We start from the raw sequence: 26,239 nt of genomic DNA on the forward strand, positions 1-26,239 counted from the left end.
TCTCCTCATATTTAACAATCATTTTCACCTAACAAAATTCTAATTATCATATTTGCTTGATGATTTGCTGCAATAGCAGTCCTTGGAGCCATAAGTCCACAGCCTATCTTTGCTTCAGATTCTAAGTCTCCTACCATATAAAAATTTTTCATAACTCTCTTTGTCTTTATTAAATTTGAACTAAAATAACCTGCCATACCCGATGCAGCTACAACAGTTTTTTCTCCGTCCAAAAGTATGGTATTAACTATTTCTGCCTTGTTAATAGGATTATCCAAAGCTTCTGCCACAATACTTGCATCATCAAAGCATTTAACTACATTGTTTTTATCCAAATATAAATCTTTCGTTACAACTTCCACAAAGGGATTTATGTTGCCTATTATAGCTTTTATAGCTTGGGTTTTCTTCATACCTATGTGTTCTATGAAATACTGCTGCCTATTTAAGTTACTAGGTTCCACCACATCAAAATCTACTAATATAAGTTTACCAATACCCATTCTTGCTAAAGATACGGCTATATTAGATCCTAGTCCCCCAAGCCCTGCTATACCAATAGATGCCTTTTTAATTTTTTCATGCACCCCAGGAGTATGTCTGGAAGTTAATAAACATTCAATTTCTTCTTTGTCTGGCATCTGTCCTTTATTTATAAAAAATAAATTATCCCCTTCTTTTAGTTCATAATTCTTATCTAAAGGAAATCCATTTAAAATACATATGTCTCCTTTATAATTAAATATCTTTTTTAATTCAAAAGCTGTAATATTTTCATGAACTTCAATTTTCCTTCCATTAAAAAAAATCTTCAATTTTAACCCCCACCTACAAAAGCTACAATTTCAACTTTATCTTCTTTGCTTAATATCCTATCTTTAAACTTATCTCTGTCCAATATCTCCATGTTTATTTCTACAACAACTTTTTCCCTGGAAATATTCAGTTCTTCAAGCATTTTTTCCACTGTAATGCCTTGCTTAAAATCCAGTTCTTTTCCATTTACTATCATTTTTACACCTCCTACCGCTTCAATATATTTAGCCTTTGTATCTCTTTTTTTATAAAACAAAAAAAGATACAAATCCGCAGGAAATGTATCTAAAATACCTCAATAAAAGCATTCCCTACGTTGGTTCTAACCAAATCAGGTTCCTAGGGTCAGAGATAACATCTCTTTCTCAGCCTGTCATTACAGGATCCCCTTGCTTGCATATTAAATTTTACATATATATCATAACACTTTTTTCTATTTAGGTAAATAAAATTATTGTAAATGTTGAATTATAATAGATAACCTTGATATAATTGCATTTGCATATAGTATAGAAAAGGGGTGATATAATGAATAAATCAAGTATAAACAAATCAAAGCTTTTCTTCATGGGGTTAGAAAGCAGATTTTAAGAAAACTCTTCTATATTTAAAAAAATAAGTACAAATTTTAAAACTGGTTTAAAAGAATTTAAAGGCCTAGGCATTTATAAGGATAATAAAATTCAATATAATTTCAACGGAATTACAAAACTTCAAAGTTTAAAGAAAATTTTACAGAACATATGTGTAGATGCTGAAAGCTATGAAGCTCTAGAATTTATATATAGCGAGAGAGGCACAAATATACTAATATCTGCTGACCATAAAAATGTAACCATGAAAAATATAGAAGTTAATGAATCTTCTAAAGAACCTAATACTAGAACTAAGGTTTCTAAAAAAGATTCCTGCTCAGAACATCACGGTTTCCAAGGAACTTCAACGTTTTTAAATAGAGACTATTATATTAAAGTTGGAAAAGCAGATAGTTTATTAAAAGAAATAAATATAATGACAAAAGACAGCAAAATTAAAAATGACAAAATAAGAAAATATAATCAAATAGATCACTATGTTGAACTTTTAGATAGTATATTTGATAAACTAGATAGGAATAACAAAAAAGGTATCACTATATTAGACTGCGGCTGCGGTAAATCCTACTTATCCTTTGTATTAAATTACTATTTAACTGAAGTAAAAAAATTAAAATGTCATTTCATAGGACTTGATTATTCTAAAAAGGATGATTTTCCTCCACTACGTTACGGAAAATCTTTAATTTATAAATAGAAAACCGCCAATAATATTTTTTAGGCGTAGCCTTTCGTTTAAGCCCTAATTCCCGATTATTAATAATATTTTGTCTAATCGGGAGATATAATTAGTTACTTTAGATTAGAAACTAATGAATAACCAATTATTAAAAATAAGATATTGAATAAAATTTAATATCTTTTGTAGCAATACACCGCCTTGTATAAATCTTAGCTTTAATATTTAGGCTGGCTGTCGCCAATAAAAGATTTTTAAAGGCTTTAAAAAAAACTATAATTATTCCATTAATGACATAATTATATTTTTTATTATCAAATTATTATATTTATATACTTTTTATTTAATTAAAGATTTTCTGTAGCATAGCGGAGGAAAATCATCCTTTAGTTAGCTGTCTCCCTCCTTTGATAACTTATGCATGAACCGAAAAATCTGTCTTTAAGGTAACAATAAATATATTTTTTAAGACTATTGAGCTAGCCTTAGAAATTCTTTGTTTTCAAATTTCAATACCCGTTAAGAAGCTTTCATGTTTGAGCGCCGTTAGAAGCGAGTTTGAAAGCTTTAGGGGATTGAAATTTGAAAACATTAGAATTTCTTGGCGTATTGCGAACAGTCTTAAAAAATATATTTATTGTGGACTTAAAGACAGATTTTTCTTGCAGAACTTGCTTCTCAATATTCTTACTTTACGAATTCTTCAAGACAACTACATAAAATTATTGGTTTATTGTAATGTAGTATCCTCTTAACGTCCTCTATTGCAGTGGTATTGGGGTTTACCCATATTAAGTTTTCAAGCTCTCTGCCCTGAAAACTTTCTAATAATAATTTTTTTATAGAAAAATCTGTTATAGGGAAAGAATATCCTATTATCACTAACTCTTTACAGCTTTTTAATTCATCCTTAGCTTTTTTCCATATACCATGTATAAGTTTTTGTCTATAGTCTTTATAAAGTACAGGTGGAATAATTAATGGATCCATTATACCCTTATCTGTATAAATTTCATTATCTTGCCACCAGCATTTATTAGTTAAAACCACCTTACCAGAACCATCTATATTAATTTTTTTATCATCCTTCAACTCTATATAATTCACCCAATTTAATGAACCATGCAGCTTTAAAATTTCAAACCCCTTTAAACTTTGATTATTTATTTTACCATTGATAAGATTGTTCTCTTTCTGCATTTTCACTTCATCAAAACACACGCCATAACATTGGCTATTTTGAGCAGAAATTCCTGTGGCATATTCAATAGCCTTTTCTAAATTACAATCATAATTAAATGTAATAATGCTCTCTCCATTTTCGCAAATTCTCTTACCAAAAGAAACCATAGCTGAAGATTCTTTAGCAAACTTTTGAAACGGATATAAATTTTCTATAAACATAACCTTAAATAATGAATTTATTTTAATTAATTCATAGGCATCTAAGTATCTTTTCTCATCCAACGCTTCTAATATTTGTAATTGTAAAAGTGTAAAACACTCCCCTATATCGAAATGAGTTTCACTTAAGCTATCTGGATTCAGTGTCCAATATTTTTCTATATAACAAAATACTGATGAAAATTTATTAATGTAATATTCCTTAGCGCATTTATCTTTTTTAAATAAGGTACTGAAAAAACTTTTAGATAAAGGTGGACTTATTCCATCTTCTCCTTTTATACATTTATTTATTCCCGCTCCTATTAAATAAACTGTACCCTTTGTATCCTTTCTCATACTATCACCTATTAATAACCCCTTTCTTAATTCTTAGTCTAGTCTTTTAACCATCTCATTACAGTAATTTTTCCCCTTTAAATTTACTAAAATAATAACAAATTATTATTTTTAACTAAAGTTTTTAATCCAGATAAAATCTTTTAACTAAAATGTCTTAATTTATTTTGTCCAATTTTGCAAAAAATACAAAAGCTCTATAACCATTTAAGTGATTATAGAGCTCTCTATTTAATTATTCTTATTATAATAAATACATTTGCTATTAAAGTTTGTGTATTTTTTCTCTATTGTTTTTAACTTCTTTTGTAGCATTTCTTGTATCATAAAGAAGTGTTGCTTCTTTAACTATTCTTTCATAATCATAATCGCTATGGTCTGTAGTTATTAGAACTATATCAGCAGTTTTTATAGCCTCTTCCCAATTTACTGAAGTATATTCTTTTCCTGCATGTTTAAAATTTGGAACATATGGGTCATTGTATATAACATCTGCGCCATTTTTCTCTAAATGTTCTATAACTTTTAATGCTGGTGATTCTCTCATATCGTCTATATCCTTTTTATAAGCCACTCCCATTAGAAGTACTTTTGCACCATTTAGTGCTTTCTTATGACCGTTCAATAGTCTCATAGCATTGTCTACTACAAATTCTGGCATGCAATCATTTATTTCACCTGCTGTTTCTATAAGTCTTGTATGATAGTCATACTCCCTAGCTTTATATGTTAAGTAGAATGGATCTAGTGGTATGCAGTGTCCACCTAATCCTGGACCCGGATAGAATGCCATAAATCCATAAGGCTTAGTCTTAGCTGCTTCTATTACTTCCCATATGTCAATACCCATTTTCTTACATAATATTGCCATTTCATTTGCAAGTCCTATGTTTATATGTCTAAATGTATTTTCTAATATTTTCTCCATTTCTGCTACAGCTGGAGATGATACTTCAAATACTTCTCCTTCTAATACGCTTCTATATAAAGTAGCTGCCACTTTTGTACACTCTTCTGTACATCCGCCTACTACTTTTGGAGTATTCTTAGTTTTAAATAATTTATTACCTGGGTCAACTCTCTCTGGTGAAAATGCTAGAAAGAAGTCTTCTCCACATTTTAATCCTGATTCTTCTAATATTGGCTTAACTATTTCTTCAGTAGTTCCTGGATATGTAGTGCTTTCAAGTACTACAAGCATTCCCTTATGTAAGTATTTTGATATACTTTTTGTTGACTCAACTACATAAGAAACATCTGGTTGTTTAAATTTATCTAATGGTGTTGGCACTGCTATAGCAACTGCATCTACATCTTTTACAAATGAAAAATCTGTAGTAGCTCTAAGCAATCCTTTTTTAACTAAATCTGAGAGTTCTTCATCTAATATATCACCTATATAGTTATGTCCTTGATTAACAAGTTCTACCTTTTTATCTTGAACATCGAATCCTATTACTTTATATCCAGCTTTAGCTTTTTCTACTGCTAGTGGAAGTCCAACATAACCAAGTCCAACTACACCTACTGTAGCTGTTTTATTGCTAATTTTTTCTATTAATTTTTCTGCTAATGGATTCATTTTAATTCTCCCCTTCTTTTCATAAAAGTTTAACAACAATATTTTATTATATTGACATAGGTTTTTCAAGTAAGGTACATGAAAATAAATAACAAGTCAAAGATGCTGGTATATTTTGTGTCAGACAAGGAAGCAGGTTCCGCCGCTAGTAGAACTATCGGTGGGTTCTGCTGACGCAGTATGACGCAAAATAGACTAGCATACTGACTTGTTATTTATTTGAATGTACCTAAATACCTTATATAGAATTATTAATACTAAAATTAATATATAGCTTTCAAACTATTTTTTGTAAAAATTCAATATTGTATCACAAACAAATTCTACTTCTTCTCTTGTTATTTCAGGATAAATTGGAAGAGCTAATATCTTTTCACAAGTTCTTTCTGCTACTGGGAAATCACCTTTTTTATATCCTAAGTAACTGAAACATTCTTGAAGATGTAGTGGTACTGGATAATATATACTGTATCCAATTTCATTTTCCTTTAGGTATGCTGCAAGCTCATCTCTTCTCTCTGCTAATATATTAAATACATAATAAACGCCTTGTTGAGCTCCCTTTATTTTAGGAATATTTATATATTCACATTCTCCTAGTCTTTCCATATACAATTTAGCTATTTCTTCTCTCTTCTTTATAGCTTCATTCATATATTTTAGCTTAACTCCCAATACAGCTGCTTGAATTGTATCTAATCTTGAATTATATCCAATATAATCATAATGATATTTTTTAGAAGCTCCATGAACTCTTAGCTTTCTTGCCATTTCTGCAAGTTCATCACTATTAGTAACTATCATTCCTCCATCACCATAGCCACCTAAAGTTTTAGTTGGGAAGAATGAGAATATTCCCATATCACCTATAGTCCCTGAATGTCTATAAGTCTCTCCATTTCCTTTCCATCTCATACCAAAAGCTTCTGCTGCATCTTCTAAAACTCTTATATCATATTTATTTGCTATTTCCATTATCTTATCCATATCTGCCATTTGTGAAAATAAATGAATTGGAAGTATTCCTGCAGTATTCTTATTTATTTTTTCTTCAATTTTATTTATATCTATATCAAAAGTTTCTTCATCTATATCTACAAAAACTGGCTTTGCTCTGTGTTTAGCTATACACGAAGTGGATGCTAAAAATGTAAAAGGTGAAGTTATAACTTCTTTTCCATCTTTAAATCCTAGTATGTCTGAAGCTATAACCAATGCATCTGTACCTGATGCAACTCCTATAGCATGCTTAACTCCTGTAAATTCTTCTACAGCCTTTTCAAAATCCTTAACTTCCTGTCCTAAAGTAGATATTCCTCTTTCTATTACATTTTTAATAGCAGCATCAAATTCTGCCTTTTTTTCTTCATATTCTCTTTTTGAAGTATAAAAATTAACTTTCATAAAAAATTGCCTCCTTTTTATCACAGCATTACATAACTCTTATATAACACTATCAATACTCAATTAAATTATTGCTACAGTAAAAATATTTATATTTTTATTTACTTTATAAATTTTTCCACACTCTTTATTAATTCTTCTACCACATACTTAGCATCTTCTAAACTCAATGTAGAATACACTGGTAAGGATATTTCGTTAACATATCGCTTGTATGCATTTGGATAGTCTTCCATTTTGTATCCTAAATTTTTATATAAACTTAAAAGTGGTAATGGCATATAATGAACATTGGTAGCTATACCCTTCTCTGCCATATCAATAATTACATTGTTTCTCATTTCTTCTGTAAAATCTTTTAATCTTAGTAAAAACAAATGATATGATGTTTCTCTTATATCATCTTTCTTAAATGGAACCTCAGCCCATTTTTTATCTTTTAAAGTTTCAGTATATGTGTCAAATATTTGTTCTCTTCTTTGAAGCATTTTTTCATATCTACTAAGCTGACCTAAACCTATTGCTGCATTTAAATCCGTCATATTACACTTAAATCCATCAGTTACTATATCATACTTCCATGCTCCAGCCTTCATTTTTGATAAAGCATCCTTAGTTTGCCCATGAAGAGAGTTTGTCTTAAATTCTTTTTTCAATTCTTCTTTTCCAATTTTATTATTAAATGTAATAGCTCCACCCTCTACAGTTGTTAAGTTCTTTACTGCATGAAAAGAGAATACATGAAAATCCGCTTGACTTCCAACTCTGTTTCCTTTATACTTTCCACCTAGTGAGTGAGCTGAGTCAGATATAAATATAATATCTTCTCTTCCTTTTTCTCTAAGTATTCCTCTTATTTTATCATAATCTACAGGCACTCCTGCCACATCTACAGTTATTATAGCCTTAGTTTTTGGTGTTATAGCTTCACCTAATTTTTCTTCATCAATTAAAAAACTTCCTGGTTTAACATCTACAAAAACTGGCTTTGCACCTCTATGAAGTATAACACTAGCAGTAGCCGTATAAGTATATGCTGTAGTAATAACTTCATCGCCCTCTTTTATATCAAAGCTCTTTAGTATAAGTTCCATACCTGCTGTAGCACTAGAAAGAGTTACTGCATTATCACACTCACAGAACTTTTCAAGTTTTTCTTCAAATTCTGCTGTTTTAGGTCCTGTAGTTATCCAGCCTGATTTTAAAACCTCTACTACTAAATCTATTTCCTTTTGTGTTATATCCGGTGGTGAAAAAGTTATATTCTTCATATTCTTTCTTCCTTCTTTCATACATATTTTTTTAATTCAATATATAATTAACTAATTGTCCTATTTAAAGACTCCTATTTTCTAGCTGTAAACAATCCAGTATCCTTAGAAATATGAATACCATTTTCTTCTTTTATTTTTTTATTTAAAAATTCTCTAAGTTCTTGAATTTTTTCTTCATCAAATTTTTCTCTCACATTACCTGGCATAGAGAATATGTAATCTATAAGTGGTTCTGCTTTAGTTATATTTAAGCTATCTTCATATCTTTCTATATTAATGTCCTTAAACCACTTTTTCATTACATCCGCACCATTTTCAAGCTGAAACTTAGATGTATTATCCCAGCTTTTTGAATTTATATCCTTAGAGCCAAATTGGGACATTAAATTTCTCATTTCTACCATGTGATTTTTACCCACAGTGGACGCATAAAAATATCCATCCTTATTCAATACTCTATGAATTTCACCAAGAGCCCTATGTATATCATCTACATGATAAAGCATATGATTAGCTATAACCACATGGAAAGTCCCATCTTCAAAGGGTATCTCCTGCACATCTACTATTTTAAACTTAAACCTGTTAGCTTTTTCCTTTAAGTTCATTTTAGCATCATAAAGCATTCCTTTTGAAAAATCCGTAAGAGTTATATCCCACTCTTTAGGTATTCTATCCATATTTTTAATCCATAAACTAGCATCTCCACATCCAAGTTCAAGTATCTTTAATTTTTTAGGTATATTGGAAATATTCAATAGTCTATCAAAATACCATCTCATCCAGCCATATTTATTAGCGCTAAGTTCATCATGAATTTTTATTCTCGACCTTAAATTTGATGCATTTTGGTATTGTGCTAACAATTTATTATCCATATTTAATACATTTATTATGTTAGCAAAGTTTTCCCAATTTATTTCTTCATTTTTATTGAGCATTTGTAATGTATCATCTATAGCCTTCATTACCATCTTGGTATGCTGAATTTTTCTATCAACTATTTTCTTTTGTATCTCTAGAGATTTTTTAAAATCCTCTTCATTTACATCATAAACAGATATTTTTTTAATCTCATCTAATGAGAATCCTATAAATTTTAATGTCAATATCTTTTGAAGTTTAGCAAAATCATGCTTATCATAAAATCTCTGTCCTTTATGATTGTACTCAGAAGGTTTTAAAAGTCCTATATTATCGTAGTATCTTAAAGTTCTTAAGGTTGTTCCTGCTTTCTTTGCAAAATCCCCTATACTCATGAGCTGGCTACCATCTTGTTTCATATTTACCACCTCTTTTTAAACATTATACTACATTACGTTACGTCACCGTCAACAACTTTTTATAAAATAATTATGTACATTTTATAAATTAATAAAATAAATTAAAGAAATTCCATATGAATTTCCACATTCACTTTACATTCTAAATTTCAACTTTTAAATTAAGGTACATGAAAATAAATAACAAGTCAAAGCTGCTGGTATATTTTGTGTCAGACAAGGAAGCAGGTTTCGCCGCTAGTTAGAACTATCAGTGGGTTCTGCTGAGGCAGTATGACACAAAATACACTAGCATACTGACTTGTTATTAATTTGAATATGCCTAAAGTAGCAATTCAAATTAAAAATCATAAATATTTTTCTTTACTTTTACACGTTAAATTGATATAATTACTTTAAAATTTAATATATTAAACTTCATTGATCAGGAAGAGTAGCTATAATCATGTATTTACAGAGAGTTAGGGATGGTGGAATCTTAACATTACTAGTTTTAGTGAATGGACCTGTTAGAAGTAAAACGAAATCTATTTATAGAGAGTAGCATTTACCGGAAACCTACCGTTAAAAAGGATAGGGTATGTTAGTACCTGAAAAGAGTGATATATAGTCTTAATTTAAATTTGTATATAATAAGATTAATATAAATTAGGTGGCAACGCGAATAAATCTTCGTCCTAATATAGGATGAAGATTTTTATTTTTTTGCATAGCTACACTAACAATCTAAAAGGAGGTGGAATCTATGTTGTGAACTGATGAATATCACTGGTATATTATTTACAATTCTTATTTTTTAAAATTACTATTTGAAAGGGGTTCAAAAATTATGAATTTAAAAAAATTAATTATCAGTTCTTTATTGCTAGCTATAGGTTTAATATTACATCAGGTTTCACCTGCATTATTTTTAGGAATGAGACCAGATTTTCTACTAGCCATGATGTTTATAGCTCTTTATATTACTAAAGATTATAAATCCTCATTAATTATAGGCATTATTGCTGGATTTCTAACTGCTGCTACTACAACCTTTCCTGGTGGTCAAATTCCAAATATAGTGGACAAAATAGTTACTGCTCATGTATTATATGTATTTTTTAAAGTTGCAGAAAACAAATTAAATTGTCAAATAACTATGGCTGTTGCTAGTATCTTAGGAACGCTGGTAAGTGGATGTGTATTTTTAGGAAGTGCATTAGTATTATTTTCTCTTCCAGCACCGTTTTCCACATTGTTCTTAACTGTGGTTTTACCTGCTTGTGCTATAAACATTGCAGCAACACTTATACTATTTAAAGCCATAAAAAATGCCCTAAGGCGTTGTTCTGCAATTCAATAATTATATTTGATAATACAAAATGGAGCTGTCACATTAAGAAATTTACATGCAATATACCGTTTTGCAAGTTTAAACTTAACACAATATATCGCATTATTTATTCTTAGTGCCACAGCCCCATTTTTTAATTAACTACTAAATACATATTCAAATTTATAGGACTTTTCATCTTCTGAAACCTTTGTGAATCCTAAAGATATAAACAAATTTTTTGAGCGATCATTATATTTATAAATTTTCACTTTTGTCCTACTTAGTCCTATTTTCTTTCCTCTTTCTAAAAGCTTTTTTATTACTTTTTTCCCAATGCCAAATCCCCAATATTCTTCTCCTATAACTATAGGCATGTTTTCCTCAGATAAAGTAACATCTCCAATTGCCTTCCATTCTTCCTTTTCTAATATTTCTATTAAATATAATTCTCCGATACCACTTAAATACTTATACATGCAGTTAATTTGTTCTATATCATATACCTTATCTTTAACTCCCTCAGAATAGTACATTACCTTTTCGCTATGATACCATGGAAGAGCTAATTTATAATCTCCTTCTTGTAAAATTTTCAATCTTAAATTGTTTTTTATTTGTATAATATCTGGCTGAATAGTTTCTTTTAAATTCACATGCATTCACCTTTCTTAAATTGTAATAATTTGATGTGATTATATCTACATTCATAACACTCTTAAGCTATTGTAAATCCATTATCAGTCATATAAATTATCATAAAACTTCCACAATAAATCCTTATTCAAAACATTTTCAACGCTATAATAAATAGTTTCCTCTACATTTCCTTTTGCTATTACTTTATTGGGAAATACCTCTAAAATCAACCTATTATCATCAATATCTCCCTTATTCTTATTATTTATAAAAGAAATGTAAAAAACCCGTTGTTCCTTTAAATACTTCTCATCTTTTATTTGTGATTTACTTTTTGCTTTTGTGAAATTTATAGAACAAATATAATTCTTCAAATAATTTATCTTCTCTTTATCATATGTTATTTTTTCACCTAGAGTATTTTTTCTATCACTTTCTGGTGCAACTTTTTCCACTTCTATTTTATCTATATCATTAAAATTAAACTCTATATGATTACATAATTTATCAACTCTTCTATATACATTAAAATCATATATCTTAACCCCAACCATACATATAAAAAGAAATAAAAGCAAATATTCTGATATTTTATGAATTTTACTGGTTTTGTTTTTTTCTTCTGAGCTTAAAAATATTATAAAAAATATACAAAAGCCTACAAAAATTACATATCTAAAATTTCTTTCAAAAATTCCGTAATTATGAAGATTTTCATGTGAAAAATATAAAACAAAAATTAGCATTATTATTTTAACATACTTACTTACTTTTTCATGTAACATAGCCCCTCTTCTCCCCTCTATAAATTCTTAACCCAAGTATTGTATCATACTTGTACGTACAATAATCCACATAGTATATTCATACTTTTATGGTTTATTGCTCTTTTATAATATTGAACATTCCCTAAGCCTTTTTACCGACTCTTTAAGTGCCTTTACAGTCTTTGTCTCAATTAAAACACTTAAGTTATTTTCTTGTGCAAATTTAATTCTTTCTTTTATAGGGACATGACCATTAAATAATACTTGATGATCACTTACTCCATTGTAGTCATGTAAATGCATATGGCTAACTTTATATGGATGGTTTAAATATATATTTTTTATTTTATATCCCGCCATAGCATCATGTCCCACATCCCAAGTGAAATTCACTCCAGAAACATCACATAGCTCTAAAAAAGCTTCTTCTACAAATTTATGTACTTGCATATTTTCAACACATACCTTTATACCCAAAGGTTCTGCAATAGCAATTATTTTATTTAAAGAATCCTTAAGCTTGTCTATAAACAATTCATTATTTTTTTCATAAACAAACATCTTTTTATGTGGTAATGTAAAGTATATCCCTGAATTTAAATGAATATTAATTTTTTTAGCTCCAAATTCCGACGCCCACATGGCAATATATTCAAAAAGTCTAATGTTCGCTTCTCTTATTTCATCATAAAAACATCCAAAATCAATTTCTTCAGGAAAATGCAAAGTAAACTCCACATTATATTTTTCTTTTAATTTCATTAAATCTTCAGGACTATTATTTTTAGGCATGCAATAAGGCAAATTCATGTTTAATTCCACAAAATCTAATCCCAATTCATTACATAATATTGCATTATCCTCTATATTATCTTCTTCAATTAATGTAGGCATTCCAAATTTACAATTACAAGTCATTTGACTTCATTCCTTTCTTAGTAAGTAATGCGTTAACCTCTAATATATATTCTCCTGGAGTCCAATACTGTTTTTCTTTTTTAATGCTGCAAATTTTTTTTAAATGTTCTTCTTTAAAATTTTTATTTTTAATAAACCCTTTCATTATTCTTTCTGAAGGAAACACAAAAGCACATGCTAAATCTAAAGGTAGCCTTTTATGTGCAGCAAACATATGTAATCCATCTGGATAAACTTCATACATTGATAACAATTTCTCTCTATCAAAGTAAATCCTAACACCAGGCTTGTACCTTAATTCTGCATCACAATTAATTCTTCCATACTGCCTTGATGCCATCACTATTTCAGAAGCTACGCTATCACAAGCACATAAATTAATATATTCTAAATAATCCTCCGGTTCCTTTAATTGAAATCTAACTGTCTTAACTTTTTTCTTTCTTTTTATAAGTTCACTATAACTTAACAGTTTACCATCCTTTAATATTTCATAAAAACTTTCAATTGTTGTAGAATGGCATACATATTTTACATCATCTAATTTTATAATATATTTTTCCTTACCTTCACTTATACTAAATATGTTAGAATAGATTTTTTCTATTAATTCACTATGTCTACTCCATATAATCACTTTTCTTCTATGAACATTTTCATAATTTATAAAATTCTTTATCCTAAAATAATCTTCAGGAATTCCAACACACCATATTCCATAGGAACTTCTACCACTAAAAGTATCTTTATCCGTTATACACAATAAAGTTTCATACCCTAAATTTAATGCTTCTTTTTCAGCTTGCTCTTTATTTAAAGGGCATCTTCCATTGCTAAATATAGCTACCATGTCTATCATCCTTACAATGCCTCCCCCTCCATAATAAGCACCTCAATTTTTCCTTCCTTACCAAAGAAAATTGTACTTATTACTACTTGTATTTTACCACATATAACCATAATATTAAACATGTAGAGTAGATTAGAGGAAAGTTTCTTTAATCCCATTTCATTAAGAATATTCATTACCTCTTTCAAACCCAGTATTTCTACTACGCTTGGTGGTTGGCTACAAGGCTTCTTGGCAATTACCTCGACTGGACTTTCACCAGTAAGCATAGCCCAGCTTTGCTAGACGCACAAAAATAAAAAAAGCAGAGAATACTCTCTGCTTATAATCATTTATTTTTTATAAATTAAATCCGAAATACCGCCACTCTAATTTTGACACCTATCCTCTCGATAGGTGGGTACCCTCATAAATACTTCCACGAACTGGCCCTAAAAGGTCTTATAGCTCATTTTCACATTTAAATATTGAATTCCCTTTTGCAAACTGTAGGTTCAAAATAAGAGCTCACAAATATCTCAGAAATATAATTCTTATACATTTTCTCTTCGACATCATTATACAAAATTTAATACAAAAATGCAATAGCTTTAACAAATTTTTTAAAGCTACATTTCATAAAACTCACTTTTATTACTTACAATGACTTCAATAAATCGCTCTGCTAAAATTGGATCAAATTGAGTTCCACTGCATTTCTTCAATTCCTCTATGGCCTCATCGTAACTTTTTTTTGTATTATATGGTCTATTAGATGTCATAGCATCAAAGCTATCAACTACTGTTAGTACTCTAGCCAAATACGGTATATCTTCACCACTTAACCCCTTTGGATAACCAGTACCATCATATCTTTCATGGTGATGTAAAATCAAAGGAATAGTATCTTTTAAAGATTCTACTGGTTTTATAATGTCTACACCCTTTTGTGGATGCTGTTTTAACATTTCCCATTCTGCCTTTGTAAGAGGCATTCTTTTATTTATTACTTCTTCTGGTATATTTATTTTTCCTATGTCATGCATATATGCACCATATATTAATATTTTCTTTTCCTTTTCTGATAAATTCAAACTTTCTGCCATGAGTTTACAATAAACAACCACTCTCTCTACATGTCCATATGTATATCTATCCTTAGCATTAATTATACTAATTAATGTTTTTATAGATGTTATTAAATCAATATGTTCTTCTTCTATATCCCTTTTTAATTCTTCTAAAACTGAGTAATAGCTTTCAACTCTATTCTTATGAAAAAACTTCGCCCTATATAAAGCATCATCCACACTTTTTAAAAGTTCTAAATCATTTTTTGCTTTATCTGGGAAACTAGATACCCCTATGGAAACTGTTAAATTTCCATTAGGCTGATTCTCTTCTCCTTGAAACTTATAATTTTCCACAGCTAACCTTATTTTTTCTGCTACTTGCATTGCTACTTCTTCAACAGTTTTAGGCATTATCACCGCAAACTCTTCTCCACCATATCTTGCAACCACATCTTTTTCCCTTACATTATCCCTTAGAATACTTCCTATTTTTTCTAATACTTTATCACCATTTTGATGTCCATATAAATCATTATAATACTTAAAATAATCTATATCCAAAAATATTATCGATAAATTTTCTTCGAGCTCTTTAGCTTCATTTATTTTTTCCTTTAATACCTCTTGAAAATATCTATGATTGTACACTCCTGTCAATCCATCAAGATTAACCATTTCAGATAACTTTGCACTATGCTCTTCTTCTATTTTCACATAGTATCCCAAAGAAATACTTGTTAAAATAAACACTCCCGATAATATTAAGTCATTTTCAAAAAATGTGTTCACTTCTACATTTTTAACACTTATTAAATCTAAGGCTAAAATAAAAATTGATGACACTACTGATATAAAAAGTCCTGAATTCATTCCTAATTGGATATTAGAGGTTATAATTATAAGCATAAATATAAATTTATATGGACTTAAATAACCTCCTGATTGAATAATCAAGTATGCAAAAAAAATTAAAAAAAATACATTCTCCACATGTTGAATAATATTTTTTTGATATTTATATTTCCCTGATGTGAAAACAATCCACAATGTATATATTAATAATAATACAAAAATTGATACAGCTATTAAAAATATTTCACGCCAATTATATGTTATATATAGATATTTACTTTTTCCCTTTAAACATTTTTGTAAAATTATTATTCCAGAAAGAAGCAATAGTATTAATTTTACTATTGCAACTAATTCATTTAACTTTTTAGTTTTATTCTCTTTAACTTTATTCATAAAAGTCACTCTTTCAGATTTAATTTATAAATTTAATAAATTTAAAGGTGGTATTAACCACCTTTAAATTTCTACTCTTCTCTTAAGCATTTAGGTTCTTCTGGTTGGTATAAGAAGAAGTAACATGCATAAGCAGATGTAGTTAATGCTATAGATGTAAATAAAACTGCTCCTAAACCCAATATACCCTTAATTATTCTTTTTTTCATTTAACACACCTCCAAATAAAAATTTTATTTTATTAAAAATTATATCTGTAAAATTAATAAATGCTTGTCCAAATTGTGTAAGACTTCCAACTTGCCATAACACTCCTGCACTTACACACATGCTAAATTCTAATAAAACTTGATTATTATTTATATAATAAAAAAATATTAAACAAGTGCTAATTAAAAATAAAACACACCATATTTTAATAGATTTTTTTCTTAAAATATTTCTCTTTTCTTTACTTTTTATAGGCTTGGCCTTGCTGTCTACTGGTGCTAACTTACTTATTAAGTAATAAGCTATTAAAAAAATTAGTATCTCAAATATTATAAGTAAATTTAAACTTATGCCATTTGAAAATCTATTAATAAGCCATGCAATAACACCTGATACAAACGCTCCTGTTATGGCACATCGGCTAGGAGTACTAGAATGAACTCCTCCAGAGGTCCTTCTCAAAAAACTTCCACTAAATGAAAATATAAGTGCTTCTTTTAACACATTTAAAACCAAACCTACTATTATTATGCACAAAATTGAATATGCTGTTTGAATACAAGCAAATATACCATATGCTATTACTTCTTCCTTGTCCTTATCGAAACTCAAATTAGAAGATATATATTCTGACAAATTATTACATATTTTTTCAATCACTCCTGTAAATTTCCCTCCTTATTAAACATCTTTTTTAAAATAAGAACTGCAATTAAAAATATTAATAATGATGGAAGGGACAACATAACACATTTAATTGTGCATTTAGACACTTGTGAAAATGGTGTATTAAAAAACTTCTGTACAATCCACAAATTTATACCTTCACATAAAAACATTATTATTGCACCAATTAATGAACCTGACATAGCCCTTATGGCATTAATTTTATTTATGTAAACTGCCACAATAATATTAAATATAGTTAATATTATTGTATGTACTCCAAAATGTATTGGAAGAATTCTAATACAATATATCATTATACTCATAATACATGTAGATAAAATAATCTTTTTCCTATCTATTCTTTTATTATCCAAAACATAAAATAGTACGAATAGTAAGTAAATCTCAGGTATTCCCCTAAACATCATCACAAGTAGCGAAACCTTTAGCATAAAATCATCCTTTGTATAAATATTTATTTTTTATATTTCCTAAATACAACCTAATTATACCACTTTTATCACTAATATGAAATACAATATATGATAAAATCCAATTATATTTATTATATATTACCATAAATGATATAAAATAGCATAATAACTATATAATTGTATAACTCAAACATTAATATAAAGTTTTATTATGAATTTTAAAACCAGGAATATAATCTCCTGGTTTTAAATTATTTTATCTTAACTTCTCCCTGTTCTAATATAACTTTTATGGTATCTCCTTTTTTAAACCGATTTTGCAAATACTCCTCTACTATTTCATCTTCAATATACTTTTGTATTGCTCTTCTTAAAGGCCTTGCTCCATATTTAGGATCATAACCCTTTTGCAATATAAATTCTTTAACATCCTTTGATACATGAACATTTACCCCTTTTTCTTCCATTTCTCCAATTACTTCTTTCAACATCAAATCTAAAATTTCATACAATTCATCCTTGGTTAAACTAGAGAATATTATTATTTCATCCACCCTATTTAAAAACTCTGGTTTAAAAGTTTCTTTTAAAGCATCCCTTACCTTATTTTCTACCACTTGATAACTTTCGTTTGCAAAACCTATACCTGATGACTTAAAATTAGTCCCTGCATTAGAAGTCATTATTATTACTGTATTTTCAAAATTTATCGTTCGTCCTTGGCTATCTGTAAGTCTTCCATCCTCTAGAATTTGAAGTAGCATATTAAAAACATCTGGATGTGCTTTTTCAATTTCATCTAGTAGTATCACTGAGTATGGTTTTCTTCTAACTTTTTCCGTTAACTGTCCTCCTTCATCATAACCTACATATCCTGGAGGAGCACCTATTAATTTAGATGCTGTATGCTTCTCCATATATTCTGACATATCTATTCTTATAAGCGAATCCTCACTGCCAAACAATTCATCCGCAAGAGTCTTTACAAGTTGAGTCTTTCCTACCCCTGTAGGTCCTACAAATATAAATGAAGAAGGTTTCTTCTTTTTACTAAAGCCTAATCTATTTCTTCTTATGGCTTTAGCTAAAGCAGCCACAGCTTTTTCCTGACCAACTATTCTTTTATGAAGGGTCATCTCTAAATTTAATAATTTATCTCCTTCTTCCTCAGTTACCTTCATAACAGGTATCTTAGTCCAAGATTCTATTATAAACGCCACATCTTCTAATGTTAATTCTATATGACTACATTCCTTTTCCATACAATTTATTTTTTCCTTTACTTTACATAACTTAACTTTATAATCTGCTGCCTTTTCATAATCATTTTTATCCGCAGCTTCTTCCATAATTTTTTCTAACTCATATTCTTCATCTTTTAATGCTTTAATCTCTACTAATCCTTTATTCTTTAGGTTGGCTCTAGAACTAGCTTCATCAATAACATCAATAGCCTTATCTGGCAAAAATCTATCATTAATATAGCGCTGCGCTAAATTTGTAGCTGCTTCTATAACTTCACCAGATATTTTAACCTTATGGTAATCCTCATAATAATGTTTTATACCTTTTATTATTTCTATAGTATCTTTAACTGAAGGCTCCTCCACTAATACTGGTTGAAATCTTCTCTCCAAAGCAGAATCCTTTTCTATGTTTTTTCTGTACTCCTCTAACGTTGTAGCTCCAAGTACTTGAATTTCACCTCTAGCCAATGCTGGCTTTAAAATATTAGCAGCATTTATAGCTCCACCTTGAGCTTCACCTGCGCCTATTATATTGTGTATTTCATCTATTACTAAAATAATATTTCCATTTTCTTTAGCTTCCTCTATAATAGATTTCATTCTAGCTTCAAATTGACCTCTAAATTGAGTTCCTGCAACCACCGAAGTCAAATCCAATAAATATACTTCTGCATTAAAAAGTTTCTCTGGTATTTCTTTTTCCACAATTCTAACTGCTAATCCCTCCGCTATAGCAGTTTTTCCAACCCCAGGCTCTCCTATAAGTACCGGGTTATTCTTAGTTCTTCTATTTAATATCTGAACCACTCTATCTATTTCCCTATTTCTTCCTATAACCTTATCTACGCCGCCTTCTTTGGCTTTTCTAGTTAAATTTATTCCATAGTTTTCTAAATTCTTTCTCTTTTTCCTAACCCTTTTATTTTTAATTTTAGTTTCTCCTGCTGCGGGAGCTCCTTCCATTTTACCTTCTTCATTATCCAAAGGCTTTTTAACAGCACTAGCATTAGAAAATATACTATTAAAAAAACTTGAAAGTGATTTTTCATCTCCTTCATCTCCTCCATCTCCTAATGCGCCTGATTCTTGCAATTCTTTTACTCCTTCCATTGCCTCTTCTATATTCACGTTTTCTAACATATTATTCATTTGCTGCGAGATATTTTCAAATTCTTCTGGACTCATACCTGTTTCATTCAGTATTTGATCCATCATTGGATACCCCATTTTTTTTGCACACTGTAGACACAAACCTATAATTTCCTGTTTTCCATTTTCTAGTTTTGCAGTATATATAGTTGCTATATTTTTATGACAAATAGAACACATTTGCATATAATCATCTCCAATTATCAGTATATTAGAATTGTATATATCAATATATCAAATACTATCTTTATAATAAAATTTCTTTTCGTGATTTAGTAACCATTCTTTCCTCCATAAGCCTCCCCCATAACCTACTAATTTATTATTAACACCAATAACTCTATGACATGGTATTATAATAGTTATAGGGTTTTTATTATTTGCATTTCCTACTGCCCTAAAAGCTTTACTACTTCCAACAGCTTCTGCTATATATTTATATGATACTGTAGTTCCGAAAGGTATCTTAATGAGCTCTTTCCAAACTTTATTTTGAAAAGAAGTACCTTTTAATATAATATCTAATTGAAAATCTTTTCTACTCCCATTAAAATACTCTTCCAGTTGATTTCTACACTGAACTATCACAGGATATATTTTCTTATTATATCCTTCACAAATATAATTATTATTTTCTATCTGTTTTTCTACAAATTGTACGGATGTAATACCTTTTGCCACTCCTTTTATCTCTATGGTACCAATAGGAGAGTTATAATAGCATCCAGTAATTTCTTCCATAATTAAAATCCTCCATAAAGTAAATTATATTTTGATACTTTTACCTTATTTAATAGCAATTTAAATAAAAAATATATTAATACACATTTACCATAATTCTATCACAGTCTTTACCATATGAAAATATTAGTAGATAATTTAATATTTTTGTTACTTATTTCTTAAAATAAAAAATACCAAATAAATGGTAATTATATTAAATATACTTATCACCTATTCGGTATTTATTTTAATGTGCCTTATATTGAATTTTAAAACTCTACCATATTAAGCCTCTGTCACACGTCCTATTCTGCCATTACCATATGCTTCTTTAAGCTTCCTTCTCTCTGCAATTTTTCTTTCTTCCATTATGTCTTCATCTATATATATTCTAGCCTTTCTCATATAATATATTCCTGTAACCGCTGATATCATATCAGATAAAGGATACGCTATCCAGGTACCTAACATTCCAAAATATTTTGTAGTAATCACAACTACCGGAATAAATATTAAAAGCTGTCTATATATAGATAGAAGTAAAGAGATCTTTGCCTCTCCAATAGCTTGATAATAATATATGGCTACAAAATAACTTCCTATACATGGGAAAATAGATATTACTATCCTAAATGCCTTTATAGCCTCCGTTAATATATCCTGTTCTCTAACAAAACTTCCTATTATAGGTGCTGCAAATACCATCATTACTGCCCAAATAACTATTGAAGTTACCCAAGTGGCGATTTTAGACTTTTTAGCTACTTCCTTAACCCTTTTGTAATTTCTAGCTCCATAGTTAAAAGCTGCTATAGGCTGCATAGCAGAGCTTATACCTATTATTGTAATATACATAAACATAGATACCTTTGATATAACTCCAACTATGACTATAGCAATATCTCCATAGGGAACCAGCATATTATTTAAAACTACTGCAACCACTGCATCTGATATCTCAACTATAAATGTAGAAAAACCTACAGCAATTATAGTAGAACTTATTTTCCTATCCATATTAAAACTTAAAGATAAATTTAGTTTACCTTTCACCCTTAAGAAATGATATAGTGCAAATACACTAGAAATAATTTGAGATGTCACAGTAGCAATTGCCGCTCCTGTAACCCCTAAAGGAAAGATTATTACAAGTAAAAAGTCTATTATTACATTACATATAGCTCCTATAGATGTAGCTACTAAATTGATTCTAGCATTTCCCAAAGCAGTTAAAATATAACCTATAATCAACGTAAATCCCTGAAATATTCCCCCTATTACAACTATTCTTATATAGTCATTTGCAAAGGGATATATATTGTCAGTTGCACCTAAACCTTTTATAATAGGATTCTTAAAAACATATATACCTATTATAAGTGTAGACATAATTAAAACCATAATGCTTAAAGAATTTATTATTACTTTTGAAATTTTTTTATAGTTACCTTCTCCTAAGCTCCTAGCTACTATGGTTGAAGCTCCTACAGCTATTAAAAGTCCCAAAGATGACATTAATCTTTGTATAGGAAAGGCTATGGTTAATGCACCTATGGCCGTAGCTCCTATGGCTCTACCTACAAATATGGTGTCCACCATATTATAAAGCTCTGCAACGAACAAGGATATTATGGCTGGAATGGCAAATTTGATTAATACTCTACTCACTTTTCCCGTGGCAAAATCTATATTGCCCTGAGTAACCTTTTGAGTGTTTACTGCCATATTTTTCACCTTTCTTTCCTGTTTTCGTATTTAATTTTTTCTCTGAAGCTTTATAGTTTCACGACCTTTCTATAATTATTTGGGAAAATTCTCCCTAAAAGTATCTCTTAAATCTAATCATTTTAAAATTTAAGTACTTTTTTGCTATTGCTATTTTTTAAACTCTTATATTAACATTATAATTTAAAATAATAATCATTACATTCACTTATATGCTTATAATTAAGTATAAACTTGCTTACTTCTGAAAATGTTATTTTGCGGAAATAAACAAAAAAACACCTTAACCAAGGTGCTTTTTGTACTTTTTTAAAATTAATTATACATTGAGTATGTCATCTAAAGTTTCATTATCTGGATTAAATTCAATAAACCTCCTTGAAGATTGTGTAAAACCTACAGGTAAAAATATTAGTAAAGCTATTAAAAAACATGAAGAAATAAGTATTTTTATAGGAATAAACTCTGCCAATATTCCTCCTACAGCAAATGCTATTGGAGTTAATCCACCTGAAATTGTAGCTATTAAAGAAAATACTTTTCCCCTATACTCCTGTGGCACTGTTAACTGAACAGTGGAACTAAATAATACATTAAATATTGCATTTAAAAATCCACCTATTCCTAATATAATTGCCATTATTGGGAATATACTAATCAAAGGAAATATCATCCAAAATATTATTGAAAGTACAAAAGATCCTGTAAATATCATAAACTTCTTTTTTTGTGGAATATTTATAACAGACACGCATAACATACCTAAAAACATGCCCAAGGACATAACTCCAGATGCAATACCATATTTAGCAGGACCAAGGCTTGCATTCATATTAAAAAAAGGTATTAAGAGCATAATTCCTATTCCACCAAAGAAATTCATAGCAGCTGCCATTATAAGAAAATTTCTCAAGCCTTTAAATTTCCAAACAAACCTAAATCCATCTTTCATATCATTAAAAAATGTACTTTTTTCTTTATTTGTTTCCCTATGCATTTCAGGAATTTTAATAAATATTTCAGTAAAAGCTGAAAATAAATATGAAATACCATTTATTAAAAACATAATAGGTGCTCCTAATATTTTAAATATAAATCCACCTGCTGAATTACCCACTATATTAGTGCCTGTATATATCATATTGTACACTGAATTTGCTTTTACTAATTTAGATTTAGGTGTTATATCTGGAAGTGTGGAGCTGACTGCTGGATTAAAAAATGCCGCACATAGATTCATTATTATTCCCGCCACAAAAACCATCCATATTTTTATAAAGCCTAAGCATGCTGCCACACCAATAAATGTAATACATACACCTCTTATTAAATCCCCAACAACTATTACTTTTTTTCTATCCCACCTATCTACAAATACACCTGCAAAAGGAGATAATATGACTCTAGGCAAAGTTGATACTGCCATAAGTGTTCCCATTAATGCTGTAGAGCCCGTTACCGCTAATATCCAAAAACCAAGAGCTATTTCATAAACCACATCCCCAAGAGCAGAAATTAACTGGCCCTGCCATAGTAAAAAGAAATTCTTATTCCAAAGTTTTTCTTTTGCTATTACCATATTTTCTTTAATTGGTGTATCACTCATTTTTTGCCCCCTTATCAATACTTGAATTTACTAACACATACAAGTATTATTTCTTTTCTTCTATTGCTTTTTTTTACATTTTTAGTCCCATATATTTTATATGGAATATCTTAGATCATACAATAATATTATAATTCACCAATATTCTATATGCAATATACTATTCTAAAATAAGTAAAGCACCCTAATTGATATGCCCCCTGTCTACTTGACAGGGGGCATATCACATATCAATAAAGGTGCTTTTGTACTTTTTTTAATACTATAAGAGTAGCTCCATATCCATGTATTTTAGATACAATATTATAAACCATACTCCTTTTAGCAAATCCAAAAGAAATTTTAGGAAATGAAGTATTTTTCAAAAGTTCTACTTCCTCCTCTTTTAATCTTTTAGGTTTACCCATATTAATCCAATAATTATAAGTAGAACCTTGTTTTTCATTTATTTCATATTTAATTATATTATAATCATAGGATAAATTAACTATGTTTAAAGAAAACTTTCTTTCCGCAGTCTTCTTTATCCCTCTCTTTTTTAACATATTTTCAAACATTATTAATTGGGTTATTTCATCACCATAACTACATAACAATATTTGAATATCATCTCCTTGTTTAGTAACTATATACCCATCTCCCTTATCTATTAACGTATCCCCTAGTTTAGATAAGAAATAATAAGCATAATAAGATGGCTTTTTCATTCCATGTTGATTTACTAAACCATAATCCCCAAGAAATAATTCATTAGTAATATGCTCTCCAGAAACCATACAATCAAAAGCTTTGAAATATAAATTATTACCCTCTACAGAGTTTTCTATTATATATGGTATCATGTAGCAAGTATCATATATTAGATCTCTATTAAGTTTTGGTACATAATATTCTTCAATATTTAAGTATCCATTAAGTGCTTCTTCTACCACTTTACTATTTTCTTTAGATAATTCCTGAGAAATGTTAACTTTCCATTTTAATAATTCATAATCTCCATATTCTTCTCTGAAATAACTCACAAAGCTTTCCAATATAATTTTTAACTTATCTATTCTTATCTTATTATCTATAACTATGAAGGGTCTTAATTTTATAGATAGTAGAAAGTTTATAACTTCTTTTACTTCATTCCAGTTGAAAAAATCCTCATTGCATATTCCAACACCCATATGATCTGAAAAAACATCGTATATTATAGCATAACTAAATTCTATATTCTTTTGCAGTTCAGCTACAAAACTTCTCCCCGATTCCTTTAATAATTCTTTAGCTTCCCCTATACTAATAGTCTCTCTAAAATTATGTTGAAATTCTTCCTTTTCAGCTAAAGGATTTATACCTATCTTTACTATTTTATTTTCGTAATTATATCTATCATAATCTTCTAAGTAAACAGAAACATATTCTAAACTTTCCTTTATATCTAATACATTAGTCATTTTTAAATCTTCAAGTTTTTCATCATCTACTTTATATTTCTTTCTATATTGAAGTGGCGTACAATTATAGTGCTTCTTAAAATGCTTATTAAAATATCTAATATGAGAAAAACCTAATTCCTCAGAAATCTCCGATACTGTCATATCCGTATCTAGTAGCAATTTTATAGATTCTTCTACTCTCGTTAAATTTAAAAAATCCTTAAAACTATATCCTACAGTATTTTTTATTTCATGGGATAAATAGTCTGAACTTAAAAACTCTTTTTTTGCTATTTCTTGAAGACTTATTTTGTCTTTATAATTACTATATATATATCTAACAATTCTATCATATCTCTTAAACTGTTCATCATTATCTTTTAAGGTTTCTCTTTCATACATAAGTTGATGAAAATTATTTATAAGATGATATAATAGTTCTACTAAATTTTCTTCTATATTATCTTCATATTTATCTACCTTTTGAATAGCCTCACAAACCAATATAGATAAATATCTTCTAAGTATATAGTATTTTTCTTCTTCCTGTGCTCCTTCTTCTGATGAATTTGTATAAAAAAATATATTTCTTATATCATTAAAGTACTTTTCAAAAAAATTAGGATCCAAATGAAACAAAAGTACTTTATTTTCTTCTTGTATAGCTTTTATACTGTGAGCTTCATCACAATTTATTATCTCAATTTCTCCTTCTTCAACTTCATATTTCTCAGTTTCAATCGTTACGCTTATGCTACCCTTAAGTACAAATAATATTTCTATGCTATCGTGCCAATGTATAGGATATTGTATTATATTTATCATGGAAATTGCTATTGGTAACTCAGTCATATAATTTACATATTCACGCCTCATACTTACTCATGTT

23 protein-coding genes, 1 other RNA gene, 1 riboswitch and 1 other annotated feature are annotated in these 26,239 nt (G+C 28.8%); of the genes, 2 read left to right on the plus strand and 22 right to left on the minus strand.

What is annotated here, in order from left to right; all coding sequences use genetic code 11:
* Positions 1-11: 11 nt before the first annotated feature.
* Both thiF and thiS read right to left on the minus strand, forming a co-directional pair.
* Entirely contained in the window at positions 12-815 is an 804-nt protein-coding gene (gene thiF / locus C1715_RS14035) for a sulfur carrier protein ThiS adenylyltransferase ThiF (RefSeq protein ID WP_102401098.1), read from the minus strand.
* A 2-nt stretch (positions 816-817) separates the two neighbouring features.
* Entirely contained in the window at positions 818-1,012 is a 195-nt protein-coding gene (gene thiS / locus C1715_RS14040) for a sulfur carrier protein ThiS (RefSeq protein ID WP_102401099.1), read from the minus strand.
* A gap of 94 nt (positions 1,013-1,106) precedes the next feature.
* Positions 1,107-1,216, minus strand: a riboswitch (TPP riboswitch).
* A 437-nt stretch (positions 1,217-1,653) separates the two neighbouring features.
* Here thiS and C1715_RS19845 point away from each other — a divergent pair.
* Complete coding sequence (locus C1715_RS19845; protein WP_242971961.1) at positions 1,654-2,109, plus strand: methyltransferase; 456 nt, start codon at positions 1,654-1,656, stop codon at positions 2,107-2,109.
* Between the two features lie 669 nt (positions 2,110-2,778).
* Here the strand turns inward: C1715_RS19845 and C1715_RS14050 are convergent.
* The 5 genes from C1715_RS14050 to C1715_RS14070 form a co-directional block, all read right to left on the minus strand.
* On the minus strand, positions 2,779-3,834 hold the full coding sequence (locus tag C1715_RS14050; protein ID WP_102401100.1) for an SIR2 family protein: 1,056 nt from the start codon (positions 3,832-3,834) through the stop codon (positions 2,779-2,781).
* A gap of 265 nt (positions 3,835-4,099) precedes the next feature.
* Complete coding sequence (locus C1715_RS14055; protein WP_102401101.1) at positions 4,100-5,416, minus strand: nucleotide sugar dehydrogenase; 1,317 nt, start codon at positions 5,414-5,416, stop codon at positions 4,100-4,102.
* Between the two features lie 282 nt (positions 5,417-5,698).
* Positions 5,699-6,820 carry a DegT/DnrJ/EryC1/StrS family aminotransferase gene (locus tag C1715_RS14060; RefSeq protein ID WP_102401102.1) on the minus strand — a complete coding sequence of 374 codons (1,122 nt, stop codon included), beginning with the start codon at positions 6,818-6,820 and terminating at the stop codon, positions 5,699-5,701.
* 101 nt (positions 6,821-6,921) lie between these two features.
* Positions 6,922-8,091, minus strand: a complete 1,170-nt coding sequence (locus tag C1715_RS14065) for a DegT/DnrJ/EryC1/StrS family aminotransferase (protein WP_102401103.1) — start codon at positions 8,089-8,091, stop codon at positions 6,922-6,924.
* A 74-nt stretch (positions 8,092-8,165) separates the two neighbouring features.
* Positions 8,166-9,377, minus strand: a complete 1,212-nt coding sequence (locus tag C1715_RS14070; RefSeq protein ID WP_102401104.1) for a MerR family transcriptional regulator — start codon at positions 9,375-9,377, stop codon at positions 8,166-8,168.
* 411 nt (positions 9,378-9,788) lie between these two features.
* Positions 9,789-10,060, plus strand: a binding site (T-box leader).
* 146 nt (positions 10,061-10,206) lie between these two features.
* Between C1715_RS14070 and C1715_RS14075 the strand changes: the two genes are divergently transcribed.
* Positions 10,207-10,719 carry a tryptophan transporter gene (locus C1715_RS14075; protein ID WP_102401105.1) on the plus strand — a complete coding sequence of 171 codons (513 nt, stop codon included), beginning with the start codon at positions 10,207-10,209 and terminating at the stop codon, positions 10,717-10,719.
* A gap of 128 nt (positions 10,720-10,847) precedes the next feature.
* Here the strand turns inward: C1715_RS14075 and C1715_RS14080 are convergent, their stop codons facing one another.
* The 15 genes from C1715_RS14080 to C1715_RS14150 all read right to left on the minus strand — a co-directional run bounded on the left by C1715_RS14080 (position 10,848) and on the right by C1715_RS14150 (position 26,226).
* The gene (locus tag C1715_RS14080; RefSeq protein ID WP_180964099.1) at positions 10,848-11,345 is read right to left on the minus strand and encodes a GNAT family N-acetyltransferase; all 498 of its coding nucleotides are present in this window, start codon (positions 11,343-11,345) and stop codon (positions 10,848-10,850) included.
* 84 nt (positions 11,346-11,429) lie between these two features.
* Positions 11,430-12,113: a hypothetical protein gene (locus C1715_RS14085; RefSeq protein WP_102401107.1), complete on the minus strand. Its 684-nt coding sequence runs from the start codon at positions 12,111-12,113 to the stop codon at positions 11,430-11,432.
* A 105-nt stretch (positions 12,114-12,218) separates the two neighbouring features.
* Positions 12,219-13,013, minus strand: a complete 795-nt coding sequence (locus C1715_RS14090; RefSeq protein WP_102401108.1) for a sugar phosphate isomerase/epimerase family protein — start codon at positions 13,011-13,013, stop codon at positions 12,219-12,221.
* The gene (locus tag C1715_RS14095) at positions 13,003-13,872 is read right to left on the minus strand and encodes a hypothetical protein (RefSeq protein ID WP_102401109.1); all 870 of its coding nucleotides are present in this window, start codon (positions 13,870-13,872) and stop codon (positions 13,003-13,005) included. The genes C1715_RS14090 and C1715_RS14095 overlap by 11 nt, the downstream gene beginning before the upstream one ends.
* A 2-nt stretch (positions 13,873-13,874) precedes the next feature.
* Positions 13,875-14,039: a hypothetical protein gene (locus C1715_RS19635; protein ID WP_207654982.1), complete on the minus strand. Its 165-nt coding sequence runs from the start codon at positions 14,037-14,039 to the stop codon at positions 13,875-13,877.
* 169 nt (positions 14,040-14,208) lie between these two features.
* Positions 14,209-14,391: non-coding RNA, 6S RNA (gene ssrS, locus C1715_RS14105), on the minus strand.
* Positions 14,392-14,471: 80 nt separating this feature from the next.
* Positions 14,472-16,163 (minus strand): bifunctional diguanylate cyclase/phosphohydrolase, encoded by a 1,692-nt coding sequence (locus tag C1715_RS14110; protein WP_102401111.1) that lies wholly within the window; start codon positions 16,161-16,163, stop codon positions 14,472-14,474.
* 71 nt (positions 16,164-16,234) lie between these two features.
* Positions 16,235-16,372: a cyclic lactone autoinducer peptide gene (locus C1715_RS14115; RefSeq protein ID WP_102401112.1), complete on the minus strand. Its 138-nt coding sequence runs from the start codon at positions 16,370-16,372 to the stop codon at positions 16,235-16,237.
* Positions 16,353-17,033 (minus strand): accessory gene regulator ArgB-like protein, encoded by a 681-nt coding sequence (locus tag C1715_RS14120; RefSeq protein ID WP_102401113.1) that lies wholly within the window; start codon positions 17,031-17,033, stop codon positions 16,353-16,355. Before C1715_RS14120 ends, C1715_RS14115 begins: the two co-directional genes overlap by 20 nt.
* A complete protein-coding gene (locus tag C1715_RS14125; protein ID WP_102401114.1) occupies positions 17,030-17,494 on the minus strand; it encodes a hypothetical protein in 465 nt (154 codons plus the stop codon). The genes C1715_RS14120 and C1715_RS14125 overlap by 4 nt, the downstream gene beginning before the upstream one ends.
* Before the next feature lie 233 nt (positions 17,495-17,727).
* Positions 17,728-20,058 (minus strand): ATP-dependent Clp protease ATP-binding subunit, encoded by a 2,331-nt coding sequence (locus C1715_RS14130; protein ID WP_102401115.1) that lies wholly within the window; start codon positions 20,056-20,058, stop codon positions 17,728-17,730.
* Between the two features lie 48 nt (positions 20,059-20,106).
* On the minus strand, positions 20,107-20,613 hold the full coding sequence (locus C1715_RS14135; protein ID WP_102401116.1) for a methylated-DNA--[protein]-cysteine S-methyltransferase: 507 nt from the start codon (positions 20,611-20,613) through the stop codon (positions 20,107-20,109).
* A 267-nt stretch (positions 20,614-20,880) separates the two neighbouring features.
* On the minus strand, positions 20,881-22,320 hold the full coding sequence (locus C1715_RS14140) for an MATE family efflux transporter (protein ID WP_102401117.1): 1,440 nt from the start codon (positions 22,318-22,320) through the stop codon (positions 20,881-20,883).
* Positions 22,321-22,639: 319 nt separating this feature from the next.
* Complete coding sequence (locus tag C1715_RS14145; RefSeq protein ID WP_102401118.1) at positions 22,640-23,926, minus strand: MFS transporter; 1,287 nt, start codon at positions 23,924-23,926, stop codon at positions 22,640-22,642.
* 230 nt (positions 23,927-24,156) lie between these two features.
* Complete coding sequence (locus C1715_RS14150; protein ID WP_102401119.1) at positions 24,157-26,226, minus strand: helix-turn-helix domain-containing protein; 2,070 nt, start codon at positions 26,224-26,226, stop codon at positions 24,157-24,159.
* Positions 26,227-26,239: the final 13 nt, after the last annotated feature.

The organism is Haloimpatiens massiliensis (assembly GCF_900184255.1).
Classification (GTDB): Bacteria; Bacillota; Clostridia; order Clostridiales; family Clostridiaceae; genus Haloimpatiens; species Haloimpatiens massiliensis.

Excerpts from the sequence above, each read along its gene's own strand:
- C1715_RS14075 (WP_102401105.1), top strand. The coding sequence starts at position 10,207 with ATGAATTTAAAAAAATTAATTATCAGTTCTTTATTGCTAGCTATAGGT.
- C1715_RS14060 (WP_102401102.1), bottom strand. The coding sequence starts at position 6,820 with ATGAAAGTTAATTTTTATACTTCAAAAAGAGAATATGAAGAAAAAAAG.
- C1715_RS14095 (WP_102401109.1), bottom strand. The coding sequence starts at position 13,872 with ATGATAGACATGGTAGCTATATTTAGCAATGGAAGATGCCCTTTAAAT.
- thiS (WP_102401099.1), bottom strand. The coding sequence starts at position 1,012 with ATGATAGTAAATGGAAAAGAACTGGATTTTAAGCAAGGCATTACAGTG.
- C1715_RS14050 (WP_102401100.1), bottom strand. The coding sequence starts at position 3,834 with ATGAGAAAGGATACAAAGGGTACAGTTTATTTAATAGGAGCGGGAATA.
- C1715_RS19845 (WP_242971961.1), top strand. The coding sequence starts at position 1,654 with ATGAAAAATATAGAAGTTAATGAATCTTCTAAAGAACCTAATACTAGA.
- C1715_RS14130 (WP_102401115.1), bottom strand. The coding sequence starts at position 20,058 with ATGCAAATGTGTTCTATTTGTCATAAAAATATAGCAACTATATATACT.
- C1715_RS14065 (WP_102401103.1), bottom strand. The coding sequence starts at position 8,091 with ATGAAGAATATAACTTTTTCACCACCGGATATAACACAAAAGGAAATA.
- C1715_RS14145 (WP_102401118.1), bottom strand. The coding sequence starts at position 23,926 with ATGAGTGATACACCAATTAAAGAAAATATGGTAATAGCAAAAGAAAAA.
- C1715_RS19635 (WP_207654982.1), bottom strand. The coding sequence starts at position 14,039 with ATGAATATTCTTAATGAAATGGGATTAAAGAAACTTTCCTCTAATCTA.
- C1715_RS14115 (WP_102401112.1), bottom strand. The coding sequence starts at position 16,372 with ATGAAAAAAAGAATAATTAAGGGTATATTGGGTTTAGGAGCAGTTTTA.
- C1715_RS14090 (WP_102401108.1), bottom strand. The coding sequence starts at position 13,013 with ATGACTTGTAATTGTAAATTTGGAATGCCTACATTAATTGAAGAAGAT.
- C1715_RS14125 (WP_102401114.1), bottom strand. The coding sequence starts at position 17,494 with ATGCTAAAGGTTTCGCTACTTGTGATGATGTTTAGGGGAATACCTGAG.
- C1715_RS14110 (WP_102401111.1), bottom strand. The coding sequence starts at position 16,163 with ATGAATAAAGTTAAAGAGAATAAAACTAAAAAGTTAAATGAATTAGTT.
- C1715_RS14055 (WP_102401101.1), bottom strand. The coding sequence starts at position 5,416 with ATGAATCCATTAGCAGAAAAATTAATAGAAAAAATTAGCAATAAAACA.
- C1715_RS14150 (WP_102401119.1), bottom strand. The coding sequence starts at position 26,226 with ATGAGGCGTGAATATGTAAATTATATGACTGAGTTACCAATAGCAATT.
- C1715_RS14085 (WP_102401107.1), bottom strand. The coding sequence starts at position 12,113 with ATGTTACATGAAAAAGTAAGTAAGTATGTTAAAATAATAATGCTAATT.
- C1715_RS14070 (WP_102401104.1), bottom strand. The coding sequence starts at position 9,377 with ATGAAACAAGATGGTAGCCAGCTCATGAGTATAGGGGATTTTGCAAAG.
- C1715_RS14140 (WP_102401117.1), bottom strand. The coding sequence starts at position 22,320 with ATGGCAGTAAACACTCAAAAGGTTACTCAGGGCAATATAGATTTTGCC.
- C1715_RS14135 (WP_102401116.1), bottom strand. The coding sequence starts at position 20,613 with ATGGAAGAAATTACTGGATGCTATTATAACTCTCCTATTGGTACCATA.